Origin of the sequence: Microbacterium sp. MYb45, from assembly GCF_002979655.1 — a bacterium.
GTDB lineage: Bacteria > Actinomycetota > Actinomycetes > Actinomycetales > Microbacteriaceae > Microbacterium.
On sequence record NZ_PCPG01000011.1, the window covers coordinates 35,461 to 54,214 of the forward strand.

Annotated in this window: 15 protein-coding genes; 3 read left to right on the top strand and 12 right to left on the bottom strand. The window is 68.7% G+C overall.

What is annotated here, in order from left to right; translation table 11 throughout:
* Positions 1-60: 60 nt before the first annotated feature.
* Positions 61-1,077, bottom strand: a complete 1,017-nt coding sequence (corA, locus tag CQ034_RS15110) for a magnesium/cobalt transporter CorA (protein WP_105711740.1) — start codon at positions 1,075-1,077, stop codon at positions 61-63.
* Positions 1,078-1,115: 38 nt separating this feature from the next.
* Positions 1,116-2,390, bottom strand: coding sequence for a serine hydrolase (locus CQ034_RS15115; protein ID WP_105711689.1), 1,275 nt, complete (start codon positions 2,388-2,390; stop codon positions 1,116-1,118).
* A 96-nt stretch (positions 2,391-2,486) separates the two neighbouring features.
* Between CQ034_RS15115 and CQ034_RS15120 the strand changes: the two genes are divergently transcribed.
* Both CQ034_RS15120 and CQ034_RS15125 read left to right on the top strand, forming a co-directional pair.
* Positions 2,487-2,798 (top strand): DUF2470 domain-containing protein, encoded by a 312-nt coding sequence (locus CQ034_RS15120; protein ID WP_105711690.1) that lies wholly within the window; start codon positions 2,487-2,489, stop codon positions 2,796-2,798.
* An 81-nt stretch (positions 2,799-2,879) separates the two neighbouring features.
* Positions 2,880-3,527, top strand: coding sequence for a heme oxygenase (biliverdin-producing) (locus CQ034_RS15125; RefSeq protein ID WP_029264391.1), 648 nt, complete (start codon positions 2,880-2,882; stop codon positions 3,525-3,527).
* Between the two features lie 10 nt (positions 3,528-3,537).
* Here CQ034_RS15125 and CQ034_RS15130 read toward each other — a convergent pair whose 3' ends face one another.
* On the bottom strand, positions 3,538-4,923 hold the full coding sequence (locus CQ034_RS15130) for an ATP-dependent RecD-like DNA helicase (protein ID WP_181156341.1): 1,386 nt from the start codon (positions 4,921-4,923) through the stop codon (positions 3,538-3,540).
* Between the two features lie 114 nt (positions 4,924-5,037).
* On the opposite strand from CQ034_RS15130, the gene CQ034_RS15135 reads away from it, so the two are divergent.
* Positions 5,038-6,108, top strand: a complete 1,071-nt coding sequence (locus tag CQ034_RS15135; RefSeq protein ID WP_105711692.1) for a hypothetical protein — start codon at positions 5,038-5,040, stop codon at positions 6,106-6,108.
* 9 nt (positions 6,109-6,117) lie between these two features.
* Here CQ034_RS15135 and CQ034_RS15140 read toward each other — a convergent pair whose 3' ends face one another.
* The 9 genes from CQ034_RS15140 to kdgD form a co-directional block, all read right to left on the bottom strand.
* Complete coding sequence (locus CQ034_RS15140; RefSeq protein ID WP_105711693.1) at positions 6,118-7,020, bottom strand: LysR family transcriptional regulator; 903 nt, start codon at positions 7,018-7,020, stop codon at positions 6,118-6,120.
* 24 nt (positions 7,021-7,044) lie between these two features.
* Complete coding sequence (locus CQ034_RS15145; RefSeq protein WP_105711694.1) at positions 7,045-7,938, bottom strand: carbohydrate ABC transporter permease; 894 nt, start codon at positions 7,936-7,938, stop codon at positions 7,045-7,047.
* A complete protein-coding gene (locus CQ034_RS15150) occupies positions 7,938-8,858 on the bottom strand; it encodes a carbohydrate ABC transporter permease (protein ID WP_374956820.1) in 921 nt (306 codons plus the stop codon). Before CQ034_RS15150 ends, CQ034_RS15145 begins: the two co-directional genes overlap by 1 nt.
* A gap of 96 nt (positions 8,859-8,954) precedes the next feature.
* Positions 8,955-11,942: a glycoside hydrolase family 2 TIM barrel-domain containing protein gene (locus CQ034_RS15155; protein ID WP_105711696.1), complete on the bottom strand. Its 2,988-nt coding sequence runs from the start codon at positions 11,940-11,942 to the stop codon at positions 8,955-8,957.
* Positions 11,939-13,216 (bottom strand): enolase C-terminal domain-like protein, encoded by a 1,278-nt coding sequence (locus tag CQ034_RS15160; protein WP_105711697.1) that lies wholly within the window; start codon positions 13,214-13,216, stop codon positions 11,939-11,941. The genes CQ034_RS15155 and CQ034_RS15160 overlap by 4 nt, the downstream gene beginning before the upstream one ends.
* Positions 13,213-14,757 carry an alpha-N-arabinofuranosidase gene (locus CQ034_RS15165; RefSeq protein ID WP_258134230.1) on the bottom strand — a complete coding sequence of 515 codons (1,545 nt, stop codon included), beginning with the start codon at positions 14,755-14,757 and terminating at the stop codon, positions 13,213-13,215. The genes CQ034_RS15160 and CQ034_RS15165 overlap by 4 nt, the downstream gene beginning before the upstream one ends.
* Before the next feature lie 65 nt (positions 14,758-14,822).
* Positions 14,823-16,175 carry an ABC transporter substrate-binding protein gene (locus tag CQ034_RS15170; RefSeq protein WP_105711698.1) on the bottom strand — a complete coding sequence of 451 codons (1,353 nt, stop codon included), beginning with the start codon at positions 16,173-16,175 and terminating at the stop codon, positions 14,823-14,825.
* A gap of 53 nt (positions 16,176-16,228) precedes the next feature.
* On the bottom strand, positions 16,229-17,734 hold the full coding sequence (locus CQ034_RS15175; RefSeq protein WP_105711699.1) for an aldehyde dehydrogenase (NADP(+)): 1,506 nt from the start codon (positions 17,732-17,734) through the stop codon (positions 16,229-16,231).
* A complete protein-coding gene (gene kdgD / locus CQ034_RS15180; protein ID WP_105711700.1) occupies positions 17,731-18,648 on the bottom strand; it encodes a 5-dehydro-4-deoxyglucarate dehydratase in 918 nt (305 codons plus the stop codon). Before kdgD ends, CQ034_RS15175 begins: the two co-directional genes overlap by 4 nt.
* Between the last annotated feature and the right edge of the window lie 106 nt (positions 18,649-18,754).

The window sequence follows — 18,754 nt, forward strand, 5'->3', positions numbered from 1 at the left end:
CGCCGCCGAGGCGCCGGGCAAGATCCGATCCGGCCAACGACCGCACGGTTCCGGACAGCGTCAGAGCCAGCCCTTGCGCTTGAACACCGCGTACAGGGCGAAGCCCAGCACGACCATCATGCCGATGGCCATCGGATAGCCGAGCAGCCAGTGCAGCTCGGGCATGTGATCGAAGTTCATGCCGTAGATCGTGCCGACCAGCGTCGGCGCGAAGAGGATCGCCGCCCAGCCCGAGATCTTCTTGACCTCGTCGTTCTGACGGATGCTGAGCTCCGTCATCCGCCGCATCTCCTCGTTCTGCCGACGGGCCACGATCGTCGACTCGACGGTGAGGGCGTTGTCGAGCACGGTGCGGAAGGTCGTCGCACGGTCGCTCACCCGGAGCGTGTGATCGAGCACGTCGCGCAGGTAGCTGCGCAGTTCCTCCCCCACGAGGCACTTGTCCGAGCCGCGCAGCAGCGCCTCGAGCATCCCGGAGAGCGGCTGCGTCGCGCGCTGGAAATCGATGACCTCCCTGCCGAGCTCGTAGATGCGCTGCGTGGCATCCACGTCTGCCTCGAAGAGCTGGCTCTCGATCTCGTCGATGTCGTTCTCGAGCCCTGCGAGGACCGGCGCGTACTCGTCGACCACCTCGTCGAGGATGGCGTACAGCACGGCTTCGGGACCATGGGCGAGCAGCGCCGGGTCGTTCTCCAGCCGGTGCCGCACGCGTCCGAGGTCCGGCGATTCGGCATGCCGGATCGTCACGACGAAATCAGGGCCGACCAGCACATGCACCTCGCCGAACTCGACTTCCTCGGCCTCGTCGAGGTAGCGAGCCGGGCGCAGCACCATGAACAGCACATCGCCGTAGCGCTCCAGCTTGGCGCGCTGGTGTCCCGACAGCGCGTCCTCGACGACGAGGGCGTGGATGCCGAATTCGTCGGCGACTTCGCGGATCTCTTCCTCGCTGGGCCGGTACAGCCCGATCCAGCTCATCCCGCCGCGTTCCCGCATGCGCTCGAACGTCTCGCTCAGGCTCTGCGGATTCTCGGTGCGCACACCGTCCACGTAGATCGCGTTGTCGATGATCGCCATCGTCGCCCTTCCCTTCCGCACCGAGGTCGGGCCGGTGATCACTCCGCAGGCGGCACGCAGGCGAGCGCGGACTTCGAGATCGACTCGTGGTAGGTCTCCGCCGTGAAGGGAAGCCCGAACTCCGGCGCTGTCTGACCGGAGGCCGGTGCGGCCTTCGACGCGATCGCCGCGAGCTCCCAGGACAGCTGCTGGGCGAACCGCGAGCCTCCGGTCGAGTCGTTCAGCACGACCGCGACAGTGAAGCCGGTTGCGGGATCCGAGTAGGCCGAAGTCGCATAGCCGGGAACCCAGCCGTGCTGGCCGACCATCGACCCAGCGAGATAGGCGCCCCCGGCGGCCTGGTACCAGGAAGGGCCCTTCTCGCTGACCGGGAGTGGGGCTCCGAAGCGATCGGGCTTCTCCTTCGTGCGCAGCGCCTGCTGCGCCTCCGCCTGGACGTAGCGGCCGAGATCAGTGATGTTCGAGACCACGCCGGAGTCGGTGTAGCCGGAGCTCGCCGAGAGCGTGGTGATGTCGACCGGGGCGGCGCAGTTGAAGCCGCCCTCGACGGCCGACAGGTAGTGCCCGTTCATCGGGGTGTCGCCCGGCGCGGCCGGCGTCGAGCCGGGGAGCAAGGTGGCGGAGAGCTCGAGCGGCTCGGTGACGTACTCCGCGATCAGCTCGGATGCCGACATGCCCGTGGCGCGCTCGAGCGCGACGCCGAGCAGCAGGTACCCCGCATCGGAGTCGCGGAAGGCCGTCGCCGGTGCCAGCCGCTCGCGGCCCAGCCCGTAGCCCGCGAGCTCCAGCGGAGACCAGATCCGCTCCGGGGTGTTCATCAGCGCACCCTTGATCGTCGGCTCGGACGATCCGGCGCCGCTCGTGCCGTTGCACAGGTCGAGGAGCGTGACGTCCTTCATGTCGGCGACGCCCGAGACGTACTTGGGCACCTTGGCGTCGAGTTTGACGGTCCCCTCGTCGGCGAGGGCGTAGAGCACATCGCACGTCATGAGGCGGGTCACGTCCGCGACGCGGAACGTCATGTCGGTGGACAGTTCACCGCCGTCGCGGCCCTGTGTGCCCGATGCGGTGACCCAGCTGCCGCTCCACGGGACCCAGACGCCCACGATCGCCCCGGAGGCGCCGGACGCGGTCAGCGCGTTGTCGACCGCCGCCTGCATCGCGTCGACCGTCGCATCGGGCAGAGCGCCGTCGACCTGAGCCGGTGGTGTGTACGTGAAGGAGCCTTCGGAGGAGCATCCGGTGAGGACGAGAGCGAGCACGGCCGCACTGGCCGCTGCGGCGCGCCAACGGCGCGACGAGAGAAGCTGCATGTAGAACCCCCGAGGATGTGTCTCCCGAGTCTAGAACGCGGATCCTGAAAGACGGCATCGAGCCGGGCGATCGTGCGCGCGCGTAAGGTGAGAATCGTGCCCCACCTCTTCGATGCCGACGTGATCATCGCCGTTCTCCGCCACATGAACGGCGACCACACCGACGACAATCTGCTCATCGCCCGCGCCTTCGCCGAGACCGACGCCGAGATCAGCGAGTCCGTCATGACGGGCTTCGACGGCGATGGTGGAGTGTGGGAGATCACCGCCGGCGGCGCCGCGTCCGAGCTGCGCGTGCCGTGGCCCGGAGGACCGATCGCCGACCGCCCGTCTGTGCGTCGCGAGGTCGTGGCGCTCTACGACGAGGCCTGCGCCCGCCTCGGTGTCGAGCCTCGCCCGCACGCCTGATCGCCGCGGAGGCGGGTCTCCGGACGACTTCCCACAACTCCGGGCTTTCCTCTGAGGTAAGGCTCCCCTTACACTGAGGTCATGCCCGAGATCCTCTCCTTCTCCGCCGCCCTGCGCGAGCGCTCGTCCGGATCCCACTCCCGCAGCGAGACCGCCGGCTTCATGTCCGACCTCCTGAAGGGCGAGGGCTCCCGCGAGGACTACATCTCGCTCGTCGCTCAGCACTACTTCATCTACGAAGCACTCGAGAGCGCCGGCGACCGCATGCGCCAGGACCCGATCGCCTCGGTCTTCATCAGCGACAAGCTCACCCGCCTTCCCGCGCTCGAGGCCGACCTGGAGTTCCTCCTCGGGGCCGACTGGCGCGAGCAGATCGTGCCGCTGCCGACCACGCAGCGCTACGTCGACCGCATCCGTCAGGTCGGGGCGACCTGGGCCGGCGGCTTCGTGGCACATCACTACACGCGGTACCTCGGCGACCTCTCCGGCGGGATCTTCATCGGCCGCGTGATGGCCCGTCGCTTCGGCTTCGAGACCAACGGCATCGGCTTCTACCTGTTCGACGACATCGCCGACCCGTCGGCCTTCAAGGACGTGTACCGCGAGCAGCTGGATGCGGCACCGTGGGACGACGCCGAGCGCGAGCGGGTGATCGACGAGGTGCTCCTCGCCTACCGCTTCAACACCGAGCTCTTCGAAGACCTCGACCGGGCGCGCGCCGCGGCCTGAGGCGCCGGCGTCAGCTCTTCGGCAGCTCCGGTGTCGACGCCGCGAGCCAGGCGTCGCGCATGAACCGACGCACATCCTCGTCCACCCGGATGTCGCGGGGTCGCAGCGGGCGCGAGAGATAGAGCCCCTCGAGCGAGGTCAGCCGGCTCAGCGCCACGTACGTCTGCCCCGGCGCGAACGCCCCGGAGCCGAGGTCGATGATCGCGCGCTCGTAGGTCTTGCCCTGCGACTTGTGGATCGTGACCGCCCAGGCGAGCCGCAACGGGAACTGGGTGAACTCGGCCACCACGTCGCGCGACAGCTTCTTGGTGTTCTGGTCGTACGCGTAGCGGAACCGTTCCCAGACGGCAGGCTCTACGTCGACCTCCTCGCCGTCGATGTCCACGCGCACCGCGCTGCCGATGATGCGCACGACCGTCCCGATGGTGCCGTTGACCCAGCGGGGCGGCTCCCCGGACATCGCCGTGTCGTTGCGCAGGAACATCACCTGCGCGCCGACCTTGAGCTTCAGCTCGCTCTCGGCCGGCAGCGACGCCTCGCCGCGTCCGAAGTCGCCGCTGACCTCGGCGCGTGCGGTCTGCTCCTTGCCGGGCAGCGCAGCAAGATGCCTGCTGTTGATGCTGTTCACGATGTCGTTGCGCGTGGCGAGGGTGATCATCGGCACCTCGCCCGGCTCCGGATCCGGCGGCGTGCGCGCGCCCTGCGTGTTCAGGACCCCGGCGATCTCGGCGGTCACCCGCCCGTAGCGCACGGCGTTGAGCATCGCCTTGAACCCGTCGTCGGACTGCCGGTGGATCTGCACCAGCTCGCGCACGTGCAGCTCGGCGCGGGTGTCGACCTCGAACAGGCCGCCCTGATCGGAGATCCCGGACCCACCGGCCCACACCTTGGCGTCGAAGAACCAGAACGAGCGGTAGTGGTCCTGCACGTAGCGCGCCTCGTCACCACGAGGGGGGACGGGCGCCAGCTGGTACGGGTCGCCGAACATGACGACCTGCACGCCGCCGAACGGTTCGCCCCTGCGGCCTCTGGCCTGGCGCAGGGAGCGGTCGATCGCATCCATCAGGTCGGCGTTGACCATCGAGATCTCGTCGATCACGAGCGTCTCGATGGCGTTGAGGATGCGCCGCGTCGCATCGTTCTGATCGATGTCGGCATCACCGATCAGGCCGATCGGCAACCGGAAGAGCGAATGGATGGTCTGGCCCTCGACGTTGAGCGCCGCAACACCCGTCGGCGCGCAGATGGCGATCTGCTTCTTGGTGTTCCAGGCGAAGTGCTGCAACAGCGTCGACTTGCCGGTGCCGGCACGCCCGGTGATGAAGACGTGCTCGCCGGTGTCCTCGATGAGCCGGAACAGCTCTTGCTGCTCCTCGGACAGGGCGGGAAGGGACACGGCACTCACAGGGGAAGCAGACGGAAACGGGGCGCCACCCATGCTACGTCCCGGCATCCGCCCGGGGCCGCCGACGCTCGGCGTCCCCCCAGGACGCCCTCCTAGACTGACGCCATGGGACGGGCCGGCACGCGCGCGCCCCGGCGATCGCGCCTGGGCGTCGATCTGGCGATGCTGGCCGTCGTCGGGCTCATGCTGGTCGCCGCGCTCGGTGCCGGCGGAGCGACGCTGTACCAGCAGTTCTACGGTCCGTCCGCCTTCGTGGTCCGCTATCTCGACCTGCTCTCCGCCGGTCGGGCCGCCGACGCTCTCCGCATTCCCGGCGTCGCGATCGACCGCGAGACCCTCGAGAAGGCGGGCATCGACCCGTCGGCTTCCGAGGCGATGCTCCGCCGGTCGGCACTCGCACCGCTGACCGATGTGAAGGTCGAGTCGGAGAAGCCCGCAGCGGGCGGCACCGCGGTCACCGTGAGCTACCAGGCGAGCGGCCACTCCGGCACGAGCACGTTCCTGATCGAGCAGGACGGCTGGGCGGGCGTGACCCCCAACTGGCGCTTCACCACCAGCCCACTCGCCGTGATCGACCTCACCGTGCGGGGCGCCGACCAGTTCGCGGTGAACGGCTTCGAGGTCGACCGTCGCCAGGTGTCGGCCCTCGGGCCCGAGGCGGGCGCGCTCGATCCCCTGCCGCTTCTGGTGTTCACCCCCGGGCTCTACTCGGTCACGGTCGACACCCCGATCGCGACCGCATCCGGACACGGCGTGCTGGCCGACACGCCCCTGGCCGTCACGCCGCTCGACGTGCAGACCGAACCGACCGAGGAGTTCGTCAAGGTCGTGCAGCAGCAGGTCGAGCAGTTCCTCACCGAGTGCACGACGCAGGAGGTGCTGCAGCCGACCGCCTGCCCGTTCGGACTGCGGGTCACGAACCGGATCACCGCCCCGCCGAAGTGGTCCATCGCGAGCCAGCCTCAGGTCACGGTGATCCCCGACGAGGGCCACTGGCAGATCCCGACCACCGAGGCCGTGGCGCACATCGACGTCGAGATCCAGTCGCTGTTCGACGGGTCGATCGCACCGCTCTCCGAAGACGTGCCGTTCCAGCTCAACGGCACGATCGTGATCCTGCCGAACGGCTCGGCGTCGATCCGGGTCGGTTCTCCCGAAGACACCGCAGCCGACTGAGGCTTTGGCTCAGCCGGTTCCCAGTACGTCGCGCATGGCCGAGATCGCCCGCGCGAGCGCGGGGTTGCTCGAGTCACGGCGCCAGACGGCATCCACCGCCGCGGTGTAGGCGGCGGGCTGACCCTCGGCCGCCGCCAGATCGCGGTAGACGACCCCGGCGTACTCCATGCGCGCAGCCGAACGCGGCACGATCGCCAGTCCGAAGCCGGCGGCGACGAGCGCGATAACACTGTGGATCTGCGCGGCTCGCTGCACCACCCGCACGCTGCGGTCGGCGAAGATGCCCTCCAGCTTTCGGACGAAGTACTCCGAGTCCGGGCGGGCGTACCCGATGATCGACTCGCGGGCGACCTCGTCGACCGAGATCTCGCCGGCACCATCGGCCAGCGGATGCCCCTCGGGAATCGCCACCACCATCGATTCCTCGTGGATGCGGAGCGTCTCGAAGATGTCGGGGTCGGCGAGCGGACGGATCAGTCCGATGTCGTACCGGTAGGCCGCGAGCTCGGCGAGCTGGTCACGACTGACGTGCTCGTGCAGCACCACGTCGACGTCCGGCAGGCGCTCCTGCCAGACGGTCAGGATGTCGCCGAGCACCGCGAGCGACGCCCCCGACGTGAACCCGACGACCAGCCGACCGCGATCTCCGCGCGCCACGCCCTGCATCAGCGAGCGGCTGCTGTCGGCGAGATCGAGGAGCTGCTTGGCCCGCTCGACGAAGGCCTCGCCCTCGACGGTCAGAGACACCTTGCGATTGGTGCGGACGAACAGCTGCACGCCCAGATCGGTCTCGAGGTTCTGGATCTGGCGGCTCAGCGGGGGCTGCGTCATGCGCAGCTCCCGCGCGGCATTGCCGAAATGCAGATGCTCGGCGACGGCGACGAAGGCGCGCAATTGCTCGAAGCTGAACATCGCCCGATCCTATCCCGGCGCGCGCTACTGCTTGACGCTTCCGGCGCTCAGCCCACCCCGCCAGTACCGCTGCAGGGCGAGGAACACGATCATGATCGGGATGAGTGCCAGCAGCGACCCGGTGATGACGAGGTTGAAGATGGGGCTCGCGCCCACACCGACCGCCTGCGCGTTCCACTGCTGCAGACCGATCGGCAGCGGGAACAGCTCGGGATCGCTGAGCATGATCAGCGGGAGGAAGTAGTTGTTCCAGGTCGACACGACCGAGAACAGCAGCACCGTGACGACACCCGGCGCGAGGATGCGCAGCGAGATCGTGAAGAAGGTGCGGGCCTCGCTCGAACCGTCCATGCGGGCGGCCTCGAGCAGCTCGGTCGGGATCGCCTCCTGCGTGTACACCCAGATCAGGTAGAGCCCGAACGGCGAGGCGAGGGACGGGATGATGATCGCCCAGACGGTGTTCGTCAACCCCAGCTCGCTGAACATGAGGAACGTCGGCACGGCGAGCGCGGTGCCCGGGATGGCGACCGCACCGAGGATGACCGCGAAGATGCCCTTCTTGCCCGGGAACCGGTACTTCGCCAGGCCGTACCCGCCCATGGCGCTGAGCAGTGTGGCACCACCGGCGCCGACCACGACGTAGAGCAGCGTGTTGCGCAGCCACTGCACGTAGATGCCGTCGTCGTAGGTGAGCACCTGCGCGATGTTGTCGAAGAGCGCGAACGGGCCCGAGAACCAGAGGCCGAACGACGAGAACAGTTCGGACTGCGTCTTCGTGGCGTTGATGAGCAGCCAGACGAGCGGCAGCAGCGCGTAGAGGGCGAAGAGCGACATAGCGATCGTCAGCGCGACCGAACGACGCGGCTTGCGACTGAGCGACGCGCGGGGCGACCGGGATCGGAGAGAGGAGGCGGGCATCAGACGTCCTTCCGGCTTCCGCGCAGCTGCACGATGTAGGCGATCACGGCGGTGAGCAGGCCCATGATGATCGCGATCGTGGCCGCGTAGTTCTGCTGCTGACCGAGGAAGGCGAGGTTGTAGGCGTACATGTTGGGTGTGTAGAAGGTGGGGATCAGGTTCGGCACGATCGTTTTGAGGATGTTCGGCTCGTTGAACAGCTGGAAGCTGCCGATGATCGAGAAGATCGTGGCGATGACGAGCGACCCGCGGATGGCGGGGAGCTTGATGGCCGTGACGATGCGGAACTGTCCTGCTCCGTCGATCTCCGCGGCCTCGAACAGCTCGTGCGGGATCGCCTTGAGCGCGGCGAAGAAGATGAGCATGTTGTAGCCGATGAACTGCCAGGTGACGATGTTGCCGATCGACAGGAGCATCCATTCGGGGGCGAACGGGGTAATCAGGTCGAACCCGACGGCGTTGTTGATGTTGCCGACGAGGCCGAAGCGCTCGCCGTACATGAAGCCCCACATCAGCACCGCCACGACCGCGGGCACCGCGTACGGGAGGAAGATCGCCAGGCGGAAGAAGCTCGCACCGTGCAGACGCGCACTGTCGATCGCGAGGGCGGCGACGAGCGCCAGGATCAGCATCACCGGCACCTGCACCACGAGGAACAGCAGCACGCGACCGACGCCCTCGAGGAACTGCGGGTCGGTGAACGCGGCGACGAAGTTGTCGACACCCACGAAGATCGTGCCACCCACCAGCTTCGTCTGGAACATGCTGAGGATGATCGAGTAGACCACCGGAGCCAGCATGACCAGCGCGAAGACGATGAGGAACGGGGCGAGGAAGCCGTATCCCGCCCGGATCTGGGCACGCTCCGTCCCGGATCCTCTTCTTCGTCGCGTCACGCTCGGCGTCATCGTCGTGGACATCCGCATCCCTTCGTCGGGTCCTGGCTCAGTCAGCCTAGAAAGACCGACTGATATCTGTAAAGCATCTATTTGGCATTGAACAATGCCCCAGAGGTATCAATCCACGATGAACGTGACACCCAGCTCGCGCTCCTGCGGATGCAGCCAGTAGGGCGGCAGGGTGTCGGGACCGCAGGATGCCGTGCCCAGCCCGGCCTGCGCGACATCGAGCGTGATCCAGGTGCGGTCCGAAGGCTCCAGTTGCACGGCATGCGTCGCCCGCTCGAGGTCGGCGGTGCGCCAGGGCCGGACGGTGAACCCGAGGGACTCGTCGGCCTCGATGCGCAGGCGCGGACTGCGACCGGTGATCTCCGACCCGCTGATCTCCGCCCAGCGCACATCCTGTCGTGCACCGTTCTCCTGGGGATGCGCGTACGGCGTCTGGAACGCCGCGACGGACGTCTCATGCGCACCCACGCGCACGGCCTGACGGGAGTCGGGATACGACTCCCCCGGTCCGAGTCCGAACCAGCGGACGCGGTCGTCGAGGCCGTCGAGCGCGAACGTGATGCCCAGTCGCGGCAGGGTCACCACAGGCCCGGGAGCTGCGACTCCGAGGGTCGTCGGTTCGATCCCCGCACGGAACTGCCCGTGGGGGCGGATGCGCACCCGCAGATGCACCGCGTCGCCCACCGCCGTCCACACCCAGGTGGTGGCGAATCCGGAATCGACGCCCGCCGCGCCCGTGACCGTCTCCACGCGGATCGCTCCATCGTCTTCTACGACCTCGACGGTGCGATGCAGCATCCGATCGAAGCCGAGTTCGAGCCATCGAGCACCCTGACCCTCGACATGGCTGTCGTTGTCGGTCAGTGCCCGCCAGATGTCGAGCACCGGCGTCGTGACCGCGCGCCCGCCGAGGGAGACCAGTCGGCCCCGGTCATCGATCTCGGCCGGGCCGAGGCGCCATCCGTCGCCTGCGGCGACCGCAGGGGTCGCGCTGCGCAGAGTGCGCGTGCGCTCGGCGAGCAGGCGCTGCCCGGTTCCGACGACATGACCGGCGGGCACGACGTCGGCATCGGCCCGGCGCACGACGTCGATCGTGAGCCACGCCTGCTGGCCGTCGGCGAGCGCCGGTGCGTCGAGGATCGGGAGCGCGATGTCGGCATCCGCCCTCGGCCCGATCTCGGGCAGCGCCAGCATGCCCGATGCGACCTGATCTCCGTCGACCTCGACCCGCCAGGCGAGCTCGAACCCGTCGAGCGAGACGTGGTCGTGACGGTTCTCGACGCGCACCGCGTCGGAACCCACCGTCAGACGCACGGGCGAGATCACCGCGGCGTACTCCGTGAGTCCCGGCGAAGGAGTGCGATCGGCGAAGACCAACCCGTCGATGATGTACGTGCTGTCGTGCAGGGCCTCATCGAAGTCGCCGCCGTACGCGACGAACTCGCGACCGCGGGCATCGACCTGCGTGATGCCCTGGTCCATCCACTCCCACACGAAACCGCCGAGCAATCGCGGGTACCGATCGAACAGCCGCTCGTAGTCGATGAGCGCGCCCGGGCCGTTGCCCATCGCGTGGGCGTACTCGCAGAGCAGGAAGGGCTGTCGGCGGCGGCGAGCATCCGCCGCCACGTCCGGGGTCCCGGGTTCGACTCCTGCACCGATCAGCGCCACCTCGTCGGGCGCGGCGTACATGCGGCTGTACACGTCGACATAGCTGCTGTTCTGGTCGCCCTCGTAGTGCACAGGGCGGTCATCGCCCGCATGCAGCAGATCGGCCATGGCCTGCAGGTTGTCGCCGGCACCGGCCTCGTTGCCCAGCGACCACATGATCACGCTCGGGTGGTTGCGGTCACGCGCCAGCATGCGCTCGGCGCGATCGAGCATCGCCGCACGCCAGCGGGGATCGGCGGGCGGATTCTGCACCCATCCGGCATGCACGAAGCCGTGCGTCTCGACATCGCACTCGTCGATCACGTAGAGACCGTGCTCGTCGCACAGATCGAGGAACCGCGGGTCGGGCGGATAGTGGCTCGTGCGCACCGCGTTGATGTTGTGCGTCTTGAGCAGCTCGATGTCGCGCAGCATCGTGGCGACGTCGAGCGTGCGCCCGGTGTCGGGGTGCCACTCGTGCCGGTTCACGCCGCGCAGGCGGATGGGGCTGCCGTTGACCAGCAGTTCGCCGTCGACGATCTTGAGCGTGCGGAATCCGATGCGCACCCGCAGCGTCTCGCCCGGGCTCGCGATCTCGGCGTCGTACAGGCGCGGCGTCTCGGCCGTCCACGGCTCGACCGACGAGATCACGATGGGTTCGCCGGCCGTACCGCTCACGGCGAGTTCGGGGATGCGCACCGTGGCAGGCACGTCGGTTTCGACGAGCAGGCGGGCCTCTCCCGTCGTCGCGTCGTAGTCGGCTCGGATGCGGTGCTCGTCGATGCCCCCGACCGGGCGCGTGCGCAGCGACACCGAACGGAAGATGCCCGACACCCACCACATGTCCTGGTCTTCGAGGTAGGTGGCCGCCGACCACTGCAGCACCCGCACCGCGACGGTGTTCTCGCCGGCCCGGATCAGTGCGGTCACATCGAACTCGGTCGCCAGTCGGCTGCCGGTGCCCCAGCCGACGGCGACGCCGTTGACCCAGACCGAGAACGAGGAGTCGACACCCTCGAAGCGCAGCACGGCATGCTCGCCCTCGGCGAGACCCGGATACTCGAATCGACGCCGATACTCACCGACCGGGTTCTCGTTCGGCACGGCGGGCGGATCGACGGGGAACGGATAGCGGATGTTCGTGTACGCAGGAGCCCCGTAGCGCCACTCGCCGCGCGGCAGCAGCGCGCCGTCGGCGTCGCGCAGACCGGCGATCTGCCAGCTCGACGGAACCGCGATCTCGTCCCAGTTCGCGTCGTCGAGCGCTTCCGCCCCGAACGACGGCGTCAGATCATGCAGCCCCTCGCCCAGGCGGAAGCGCCACGGGCCGTCGAGGGAGAGCACCGGTGCATCCGTCGGGGCGATCTGGGCAGCGACCCGACGACCCTCGCCGGGCTCGACCGCGGCGACGAAAGCCGCGGTCTCGATGTCGTGCACGAACGTCATCGTGCGTCCTCCTCGAACCAGCGCGGCAACCGACTGTCGAAGTCGGGCTGGAACTGCCGGATGTATCCGGTGTCGTCGCGGCGACGGATCGTCGTCTCGACGTACGCCTCGTGCAGTCGCTGCAGGCGGGACTCGTCGATCTCGACGCCCAGCCCCGGCCGATCGGGCACCGTGATCGCGCCTTTCCGGATCGTGAGGTGCGAGGTGTCGGCGACGACATCGTCTTCGGCGCGCTTCCACGGCCAGTGCGTGTCGAGCGCGTAGTCGAGCTTCTCGACCGAGGCGCCCAGGTGCAGCATCGCGGCGAGACTGATGCCGAGGTGGCTGTTCGAATGCATCGAGATGCCCACGTTCATCGCCGCGCACGTCGCCGCGAGCTGCATCGACGGCCGGAAGCCGCCCCAGTAGTGGTGGTCGATCAGCACGACCTGCACGGCGTCACGACGGAAGCCCTCGTTGATGTGCCCCTGCTCGACCACGCACATGTTCGTGGCCAGCGGGAGCGACGTCTGCTGCGCGACCTCGGCCATCGCGGGGATACCCGGGGTCGGGTCTTCGTAGTACTCCAGCGCGTGCTCGAGGCGGGAGGCGATGCGCACCGCCGTGCGCACATCCCACGTGCCGTTCGGGTCGACGCGCAGCGGCACCTCGGGGAACGCCTCATGCAGGCGTTCGATGGCCTCCGCCTCCTGGTCGGGCGGGAACACCCCGCCTTTGAGCTTCAGCGAACGGAAGCCCCATGTGTCGATCATGCGCTGCGCCTGCGCGACGATCGCCTCGGCGTCGAGGGCGGCGCCCCACGCGTCGGGCTGCGCACCCGGATGCCGGTCCCACTTGTAGAAGAGATAGCCGCTGTAGTCGACAGCGTCGCGCTGCCTGCCGCCGAGCAGCGCCCACACCGGCACACCCGCGATCTGCCCCTGCAGGTCATGGAAGGCCGTGTCGAACGGAGCGACGATCGTGGCCAGCAGCTTGCGGGTCATCCCGGTCGGAGCATCCGGATCGCCGGCCCCGAGCGCCGCGGCCAACACCGGGAAGAGGCGGCCGACCCGGTAGGGCGTGGCGCCGATGACGGCCTCACCCGCGCGGCGAAGCAGCGCGAGGATGTCGGCGTCGCCATAGGTCTCACCGAGACCGGTCAGGCCGGTGTCGGTGCGCACCTCGACGATCGAGCGCAGCACGAGCGGCTCGTGCACGCCCGCGGCGTTGAGCAGGGGCGGGTCGGCGAAGGCGACCGGGGTGATGCGGACGTCGGTGATGACGGGGACGGTCATGCGTTCTCTTCCTGGGTTTCGGTGCGGGCGCCGGCTTCGATGGCGCGCACGAGACGGAGGTGGTTCCACGAGAGGGGCGGCAGCTGCACGGTCGCACTGCCCGGCTCGACGGCAAGCGCGCGCGGCGCCACCGGCTGCGCATCGGCCGTGTTCGTCGTGCGACGGTCACCGTCGTCGGGAGCGGTCAGGGTGGTCGCCGACTCCACGACGAACCCATCGGTGTCGAGCGCGACGTCGACGGCATCCGTCTGCGAACGGTTCACGACGAACACCTCGATGCGGTCGTCGTCGAACGTGGCGGTGGCGTCGAGCTGCAGCACGTCTCCGTAGGTGGGCGTGGTCAGCGTCGCCGCCTCCACTCCCACCGTCAGCACCGACCCGTGCGCGTGGGCGGCGGTGATCGCGAACGGGTAGAAGATCGTCTGCCGCCAGGCGGCACCGCCCGGCTCGCTGCGGATGGGCGCGATCACGTTGACGAGCTGGGCCTGGTTGGCGATCGAGACCCGGTCGGCGTGACGAAGCAGCGAGTTCAGCAGCGATCCCACGACGACCGCGTCGGTCACCGTGTACTCGTCTTCGATGATGCGCGGGTGAAAGCGCCACGGCCCCGTGAGCAGCGGTTCCTTGTCGACCTGGTTGAAGCGCGTGGTGTTCCACACGTTCCACTCGTCGACGCTGATGCCGATGTGCTTGGTCAGACCCAGCTCCTGCTCGACGCCGGCGACGATCATCGCGACCTCGTCGATGAAGCGGTCGAGTCGGGCGCTCGACGCGAGGAAGTCCGACACGTCGTCGAGTTCTTCGTAGTACGCGTGCAGAGAGATGTGGTCGACGAGATCGCCGGTGTGACGCAGCACCGTGCGCTCCCACTCGCCGAACGTCGCCATCTCGGCCGACGAACTGCCCGCGGCGACGAGCTCGACACCGGGATCGATGAAGCGCATCAGGCGGGCGGTCTCGGCGGCGAGGCGGCCGTACTCGTCGGCGGTCTTGTGGCCGATCTGCCACTCGCCGTCCATCTCGTTGCCGAGGCACCACACGTCGAAGCCGAACGCGGCATCCGCACCGTTCCTGCGCCGTTCGGCGACGCGCGCCGTCGGTTCATCGAGGTTGCAGTACTCCAACAGCTCGGCGGCTTCGGCGGCGCCGCGCGTGCCGAGGTTGACCGCCATCATGACCTCGAGGCCCATCTCCGTCGCCCACCCGGTGAACTCGTGCAGACCCACGGCGTTCGATTCGAGGCTCCGCCACGCGGCATCCACCCGCACCGGGCGATTCTCCACCGGCCCGACGCCGTCTTCCCAGCGGTACCCCGAGACGAAGTTGCCGCCCGGATAGCGCACGCACGTGGCACCGAGCTCGCGCACGAGCGCGCCGACATCGCGGCGGAACCCGGCCGCATCGGCCGTCGGATGCTCCGGCTCATGGATGCCCGTATAGACCGAGCGCCCCATGTGCTCGACGAAGGTGCCGAACAAACGACGCGAGACCGGGGCGACGGTCTCGTCGGAGCGAAGGCGGAGAGTTGCGACCTGCTGCACGATGGTGATGCCTTTCACGACGATGGCAGGGCCATCCCCCGAGTGGTGGATGGCCCTGCCGACGGTCAGTCTGCGTTGACCGTGTAACCCTGCTCGTTGCCGTACTTGACGTTGGCGGCCTGCCACGCCTCCAGTCCGGCGTTGATGTCGGTGTGGTTGACGTACGCCGGGCCGACGGTGTCGGAGAAGATGCTGCTCGCGTACGACTGCCACGGGAGGAACTGCCAGCCCTCTGCGACGTTCTTTGACGAGTCGAGAAGCACCTCGTTGATCTGCTGGCCACCGAAGTACTCCGGGGTCGCGCCGAGGAAGGCATCCGACTCGAGGTCGGCGACGGTGCTGGGGAATCCGCCGGACTCCATGAAGATCGCGACGCTCTCGGGGTCGTGGCTCAGCCAGCGCACGAACGCGGCGGCCAGCGCCTTGTTCTCGCTCTGGTTCATCACCACGTGCGAGCTTCCGCCCATCTCCGAGGTGGTCGGGTCATCGCCGTACGTCGGCATCGGGGCGACCCGCCACGAGCCGGAGCCTTCGGCGACGCTGTTCGTGAGAACACCGGCCATCCATGCACCCGACACGATGCTCGCGATCGAGCCGTCGCCCAGGGCGACGTACCATTCGTCGCTCCACGTCGCGGTCTTGGTGTCGAGCAGGTTCTCCTCGAGGAGCGGGTTCCACACCGAGGTCCAGCGCTGCGCCCCCTCGTCGTCGAGCGCGATCGTCACGTCGGTCTCGTCGACGGTGAACGGGTGGCCGCCGGCCTGGCGGATCATCGAGGTCGTGAACGAGGGCTCGCCGAAGTCTCCGGCGAGGTACTTCGACGGGTCGGCCGCCTGCAGCTTCGCCGCCTGCTCGTGGAACTCGTCCCACGTGGTCGGCACGGTCAGCCCGTACTGGTCGTACACGTCCTTGTTGTAGAAGAGCGCCATGGGGCCGGCATCCTGCGGAAGGCCCCAGATGCCGTCGTACAGCGCGACGGAATCCCACGTCGACTCGGTGAAGTCGTCTTCGAGCTCGTCGAAGCCGAGCGACGTGAGGTCCTGCACCGACTCGCCCAGCACGAACTGCGGGAGGATGTGGTACTCCAGCTGCGAGACGTCGGGGGCGCCTCGACCGGCCGTCACCGCGTTCTGCAGCTTGAGGTTGTGCGCCCCGCCGCCACCGGTGTCGACGTACTTGACGGTCACGTTCGGGTACGCGGCCTCGAAGGCCTCGACCTGTGCGGGCGCAGAGGGGCTCCAGCCCCAGTACGTGATCTCGCCGCCCGCTTCGAGAGCGGCGTCGAGGTCTTCCGGAGTGAGGCTCTGGTCGCTCGCGCCTTCGCCGGACGAGCATCCGGCGAGGGCGAGCCCTGCGATCACGAGGGTGGCGAGCGCGGTCGTCGCGCGCGCCTTCCTTCGGGTAGCTCTGTGCGTCATTGCATTTCCCTTCTCATGGTTCCATCGCCCCGGCCGTCGGCCCGGGCGATCTGTTAGTCCCGGCGTCCGACCCGCTGCAGCAGGCCCGCCGGTACGTTCTGGTACGAGACCGGGCGCCGGAAGCGCTCGATCGCGAGCGCGCCGACACTCGTCGTTCGCGGTTCGGATGTCGCGGGGTACGGTCCGCCGTGCACCATCGCCCCGGCGACTTCGACACCCGTCGGCCACCCGTTGAAGACGATGCGTCCGACGATGCGCTCGAGGGCCGAGACGACGCGACCCGCGTCGGTGATCTCCGCGTCGGCCGCATGCACCGTGCCCGTGAGCTGTCCGTCGAGTCGGCGGAGTGCGGCGAGCACATCGTCGACCGAGTCGTAGCGCACGATGACCGAGCTCGCCCCGAAGACCTCTTCGCTGAGCGGACCCTCGTGGTCGAAGGCGTCGAGGGCGACGTCGTAGACGACCGGTGCGGGCGCGTTCGCCCCCTCACCCGTGCGGCCTTCCGCGAGCAGGGTCGCGCTCTCGGCCTGGCGACGGATGCCGTCGGCGAATGCCGCAGCGATGCCCGAGGTCAGCATCGTCTGACCGGCCGCATCATCGATGCGCTCGGCGACACGGCCGAGGAAACGGTCGGCGTCGTTCGGCACGAAGAGCACACCCGGCTGCGTGCAGAACTGGCCGGAACCGAGGGTCAGCGAGTCGACGAAGCCGTCGGCGGTCTCTGCGGTCGCCGCTCCCGGAAGCACAACGACGGGGTTGATGCTGCTCATCTCGGCGTACACCGGGATCGGCACGGGGCGCCGGTCGGCGATGGCGCGCAGCGCCAGCCCGGCGCGGCGCGAACCGGTGAACCCAACCGCATCGACGAGGGGATTCGCGACGAGCGCGCCCGCCAGCTCACGGTCGATCGTGAGCGCCGAGTAGACGCCACCGGGGAGGCCAGCTTCCTTGACCGCGGCGCTGATGGCCCGAGAGACGAGGCGAGTCGTACCGAGGTGCGCCTCGTGGTTCTTGACGATGACGGGGCATCCGGCGGCCAGAGCGGATGCCGTGTCGCCACCCGCGTTCGAGAACGCCAGGGGGAAGTTGCTCGATCCGAACACCACGACCGTGCCGATCGGCACCGACCGGAGCACCAACTCGGGCCGCGGCGGCGTGCGCTCGGGTAGCGCGTCGTCGACGTGCAGCGCGTCGTCGGTGAGAGTCGAGCCGAGGAAGCGGAGCTGCCCGGTGGTGCGCCCCAGCTCGCTGCGCAGGCGACCGAGCGGCAGACCGGATTCGAGGTGGGCTCGCTCGACGAGCTCATCGCCCACGGCCTCGAGCTGCGCGGCGATGCACTCGAGCAGCGCGCGACGCTCGGCAGCGGTCGTGGCCCGGTAGACCTCGCCCGCCTCGCGAGCGCGATCCACGGCATCCTGCACCTGCTCGGCCGTGGCGAGGGCGAAGATGGGCTCCAGAGCCCGGCCCGTGGCGGGGTCGACCGACTGGATCTGCCCGGCGCCCTGCACGACCTCGTCACCGGCGATGAACGATCCGGCGGTCGCCTGCACTGTGGTCATGCGTTGGCCCGCAGCACGATCTCGGCGAGGTCGGCGCGCTCCGCGTCGGTGAGGTTGCTGAGCGGGGGACGCACGGGGCCGCCCTGGCGGCCGACGGCGTCGAGCCCCGCCTTGACGATCGAGACGGCGTAGCCCTTGCCGCGGTCGCGGATGCGAGTGTAGGGGAGCACGACGTCGCGCAGTTTGGCGCGCACGGCGGAGTGGTCGCGGGCGCGCACATCGGCGTAGAAGCCCAGGGCGAACTCGGGCACGAAGTTGAACATCGCCGATGAGTACGTCGTGACACCCAGCTCGAGCAGCGGCAGCGCGAAGGTCTCGGCGGTGGGAAGCCCCCCGATGTACAGCAGGCGGTCGCCGGCGGCGTCGATCACGCGCGCGAGCGCTTCGAGGTCGCCGATGCCGTCTTTGTAGCCGATGAAGTTGGGGAAGTTCTCGGCCAGGCGAGCGACCGTCTCGGGCGCCGGGATCATGTTCGCGCGGGCGTAGACGATGACGGGAAGGCGCGTCGCCGAGAGCACCGCGGCGATGTGCTCGTATGCTCCGGCGTCGGAGACCTCGGTCAGGTAGGGCGGGAACAGCAGGATGCCGGCGGCTCCGGCCTCTTCGGCGATGGCGCACAGTTCGATCGCCTCGCGGGTCGAGCGACCGGCGGGGGCGAGGATCGGCACGGCTCCGGCGGATGCTTCGACGGCCGTCTTCACGACCCGGGCGACCTCGGCGGTCGAGAGCGAGAAGAACTCCCCCGTGCCGCCGGCGGCGAAGAGCCCGGCCACCGGGTGCCCACTCAGCCACGCGAGGTGGTCGCGGTACGCCTTCTCGTCGAACTCCAGAGCGCTGTCGAAGGTGGTCACCGGGAATGAGAGGAGCCCGCCGCCCAGCTGCTGGGCCAATTCTGCGGGGCTGTACTGGCTCACTGTGGAGACCTCTTTCGTCGTGGCAAGTCGTGTGAACCTCCACCGTAAGAAGACGCAGTGATACTTGTAAAGTATCGTTATTGCATTACGCGATACCCTGTCGGCA

Coding starts and splice junctions, on each gene's coding strand:
- corA (WP_105711740.1), bottom strand. CDS start 1,077: ATGGCGATCATCGACAACGCGATCTACGTGGACGGTGTGCGCACCGAG.
- CQ034_RS15115 (WP_105711689.1), bottom strand. CDS start 2,390: ATGCAGCTTCTCTCGTCGCGCCGTTGGCGCGCCGCAGCGGCCAGTGCG.
- CQ034_RS15125 (WP_029264391.1), top strand. CDS start 2,880: ATGCCCGAGATCCTCTCCTTCTCCGCCGCCCTGCGCGAGCGCTCGTCC.
- CQ034_RS15135 (WP_105711692.1), top strand. CDS start 5,038: ATGGGACGGGCCGGCACGCGCGCGCCCCGGCGATCGCGCCTGGGCGTC.
- CQ034_RS15140 (WP_105711693.1), bottom strand. CDS start 7,020: ATGTTCAGCTTCGAGCAATTGCGCGCCTTCGTCGCCGTCGCCGAGCAT.
- CQ034_RS15145 (WP_105711694.1), bottom strand. CDS start 7,938: ATGCCCGCCTCCTCTCTCCGATCCCGGTCGCCCCGCGCGTCGCTCAGT.
- CQ034_RS15150 (WP_374956820.1), bottom strand. CDS start 8,858: ATGTCCACGACGATGACGCCGAGCGTGACGCGACGAAGAAGAGGATCC.
- CQ034_RS15155 (WP_105711696.1), bottom strand. CDS start 11,942: ATGACGTTCGTGCACGACATCGAGACCGCGGCTTTCGTCGCCGCGGTC.
- CQ034_RS15160 (WP_105711697.1), bottom strand. CDS start 13,216: ATGACCGTCCCCGTCATCACCGACGTCCGCATCACCCCGGTCGCCTTC.
- CQ034_RS15170 (WP_105711698.1), bottom strand. CDS start 16,175: ATGACGCACAGAGCTACCCGAAGGAAGGCGCGCGCGACGACCGCGCTC.
- CQ034_RS15175 (WP_105711699.1), bottom strand. CDS start 17,734: ATGACCACAGTGCAGGCGACCGCCGGATCGTTCATCGCCGGTGACGAG.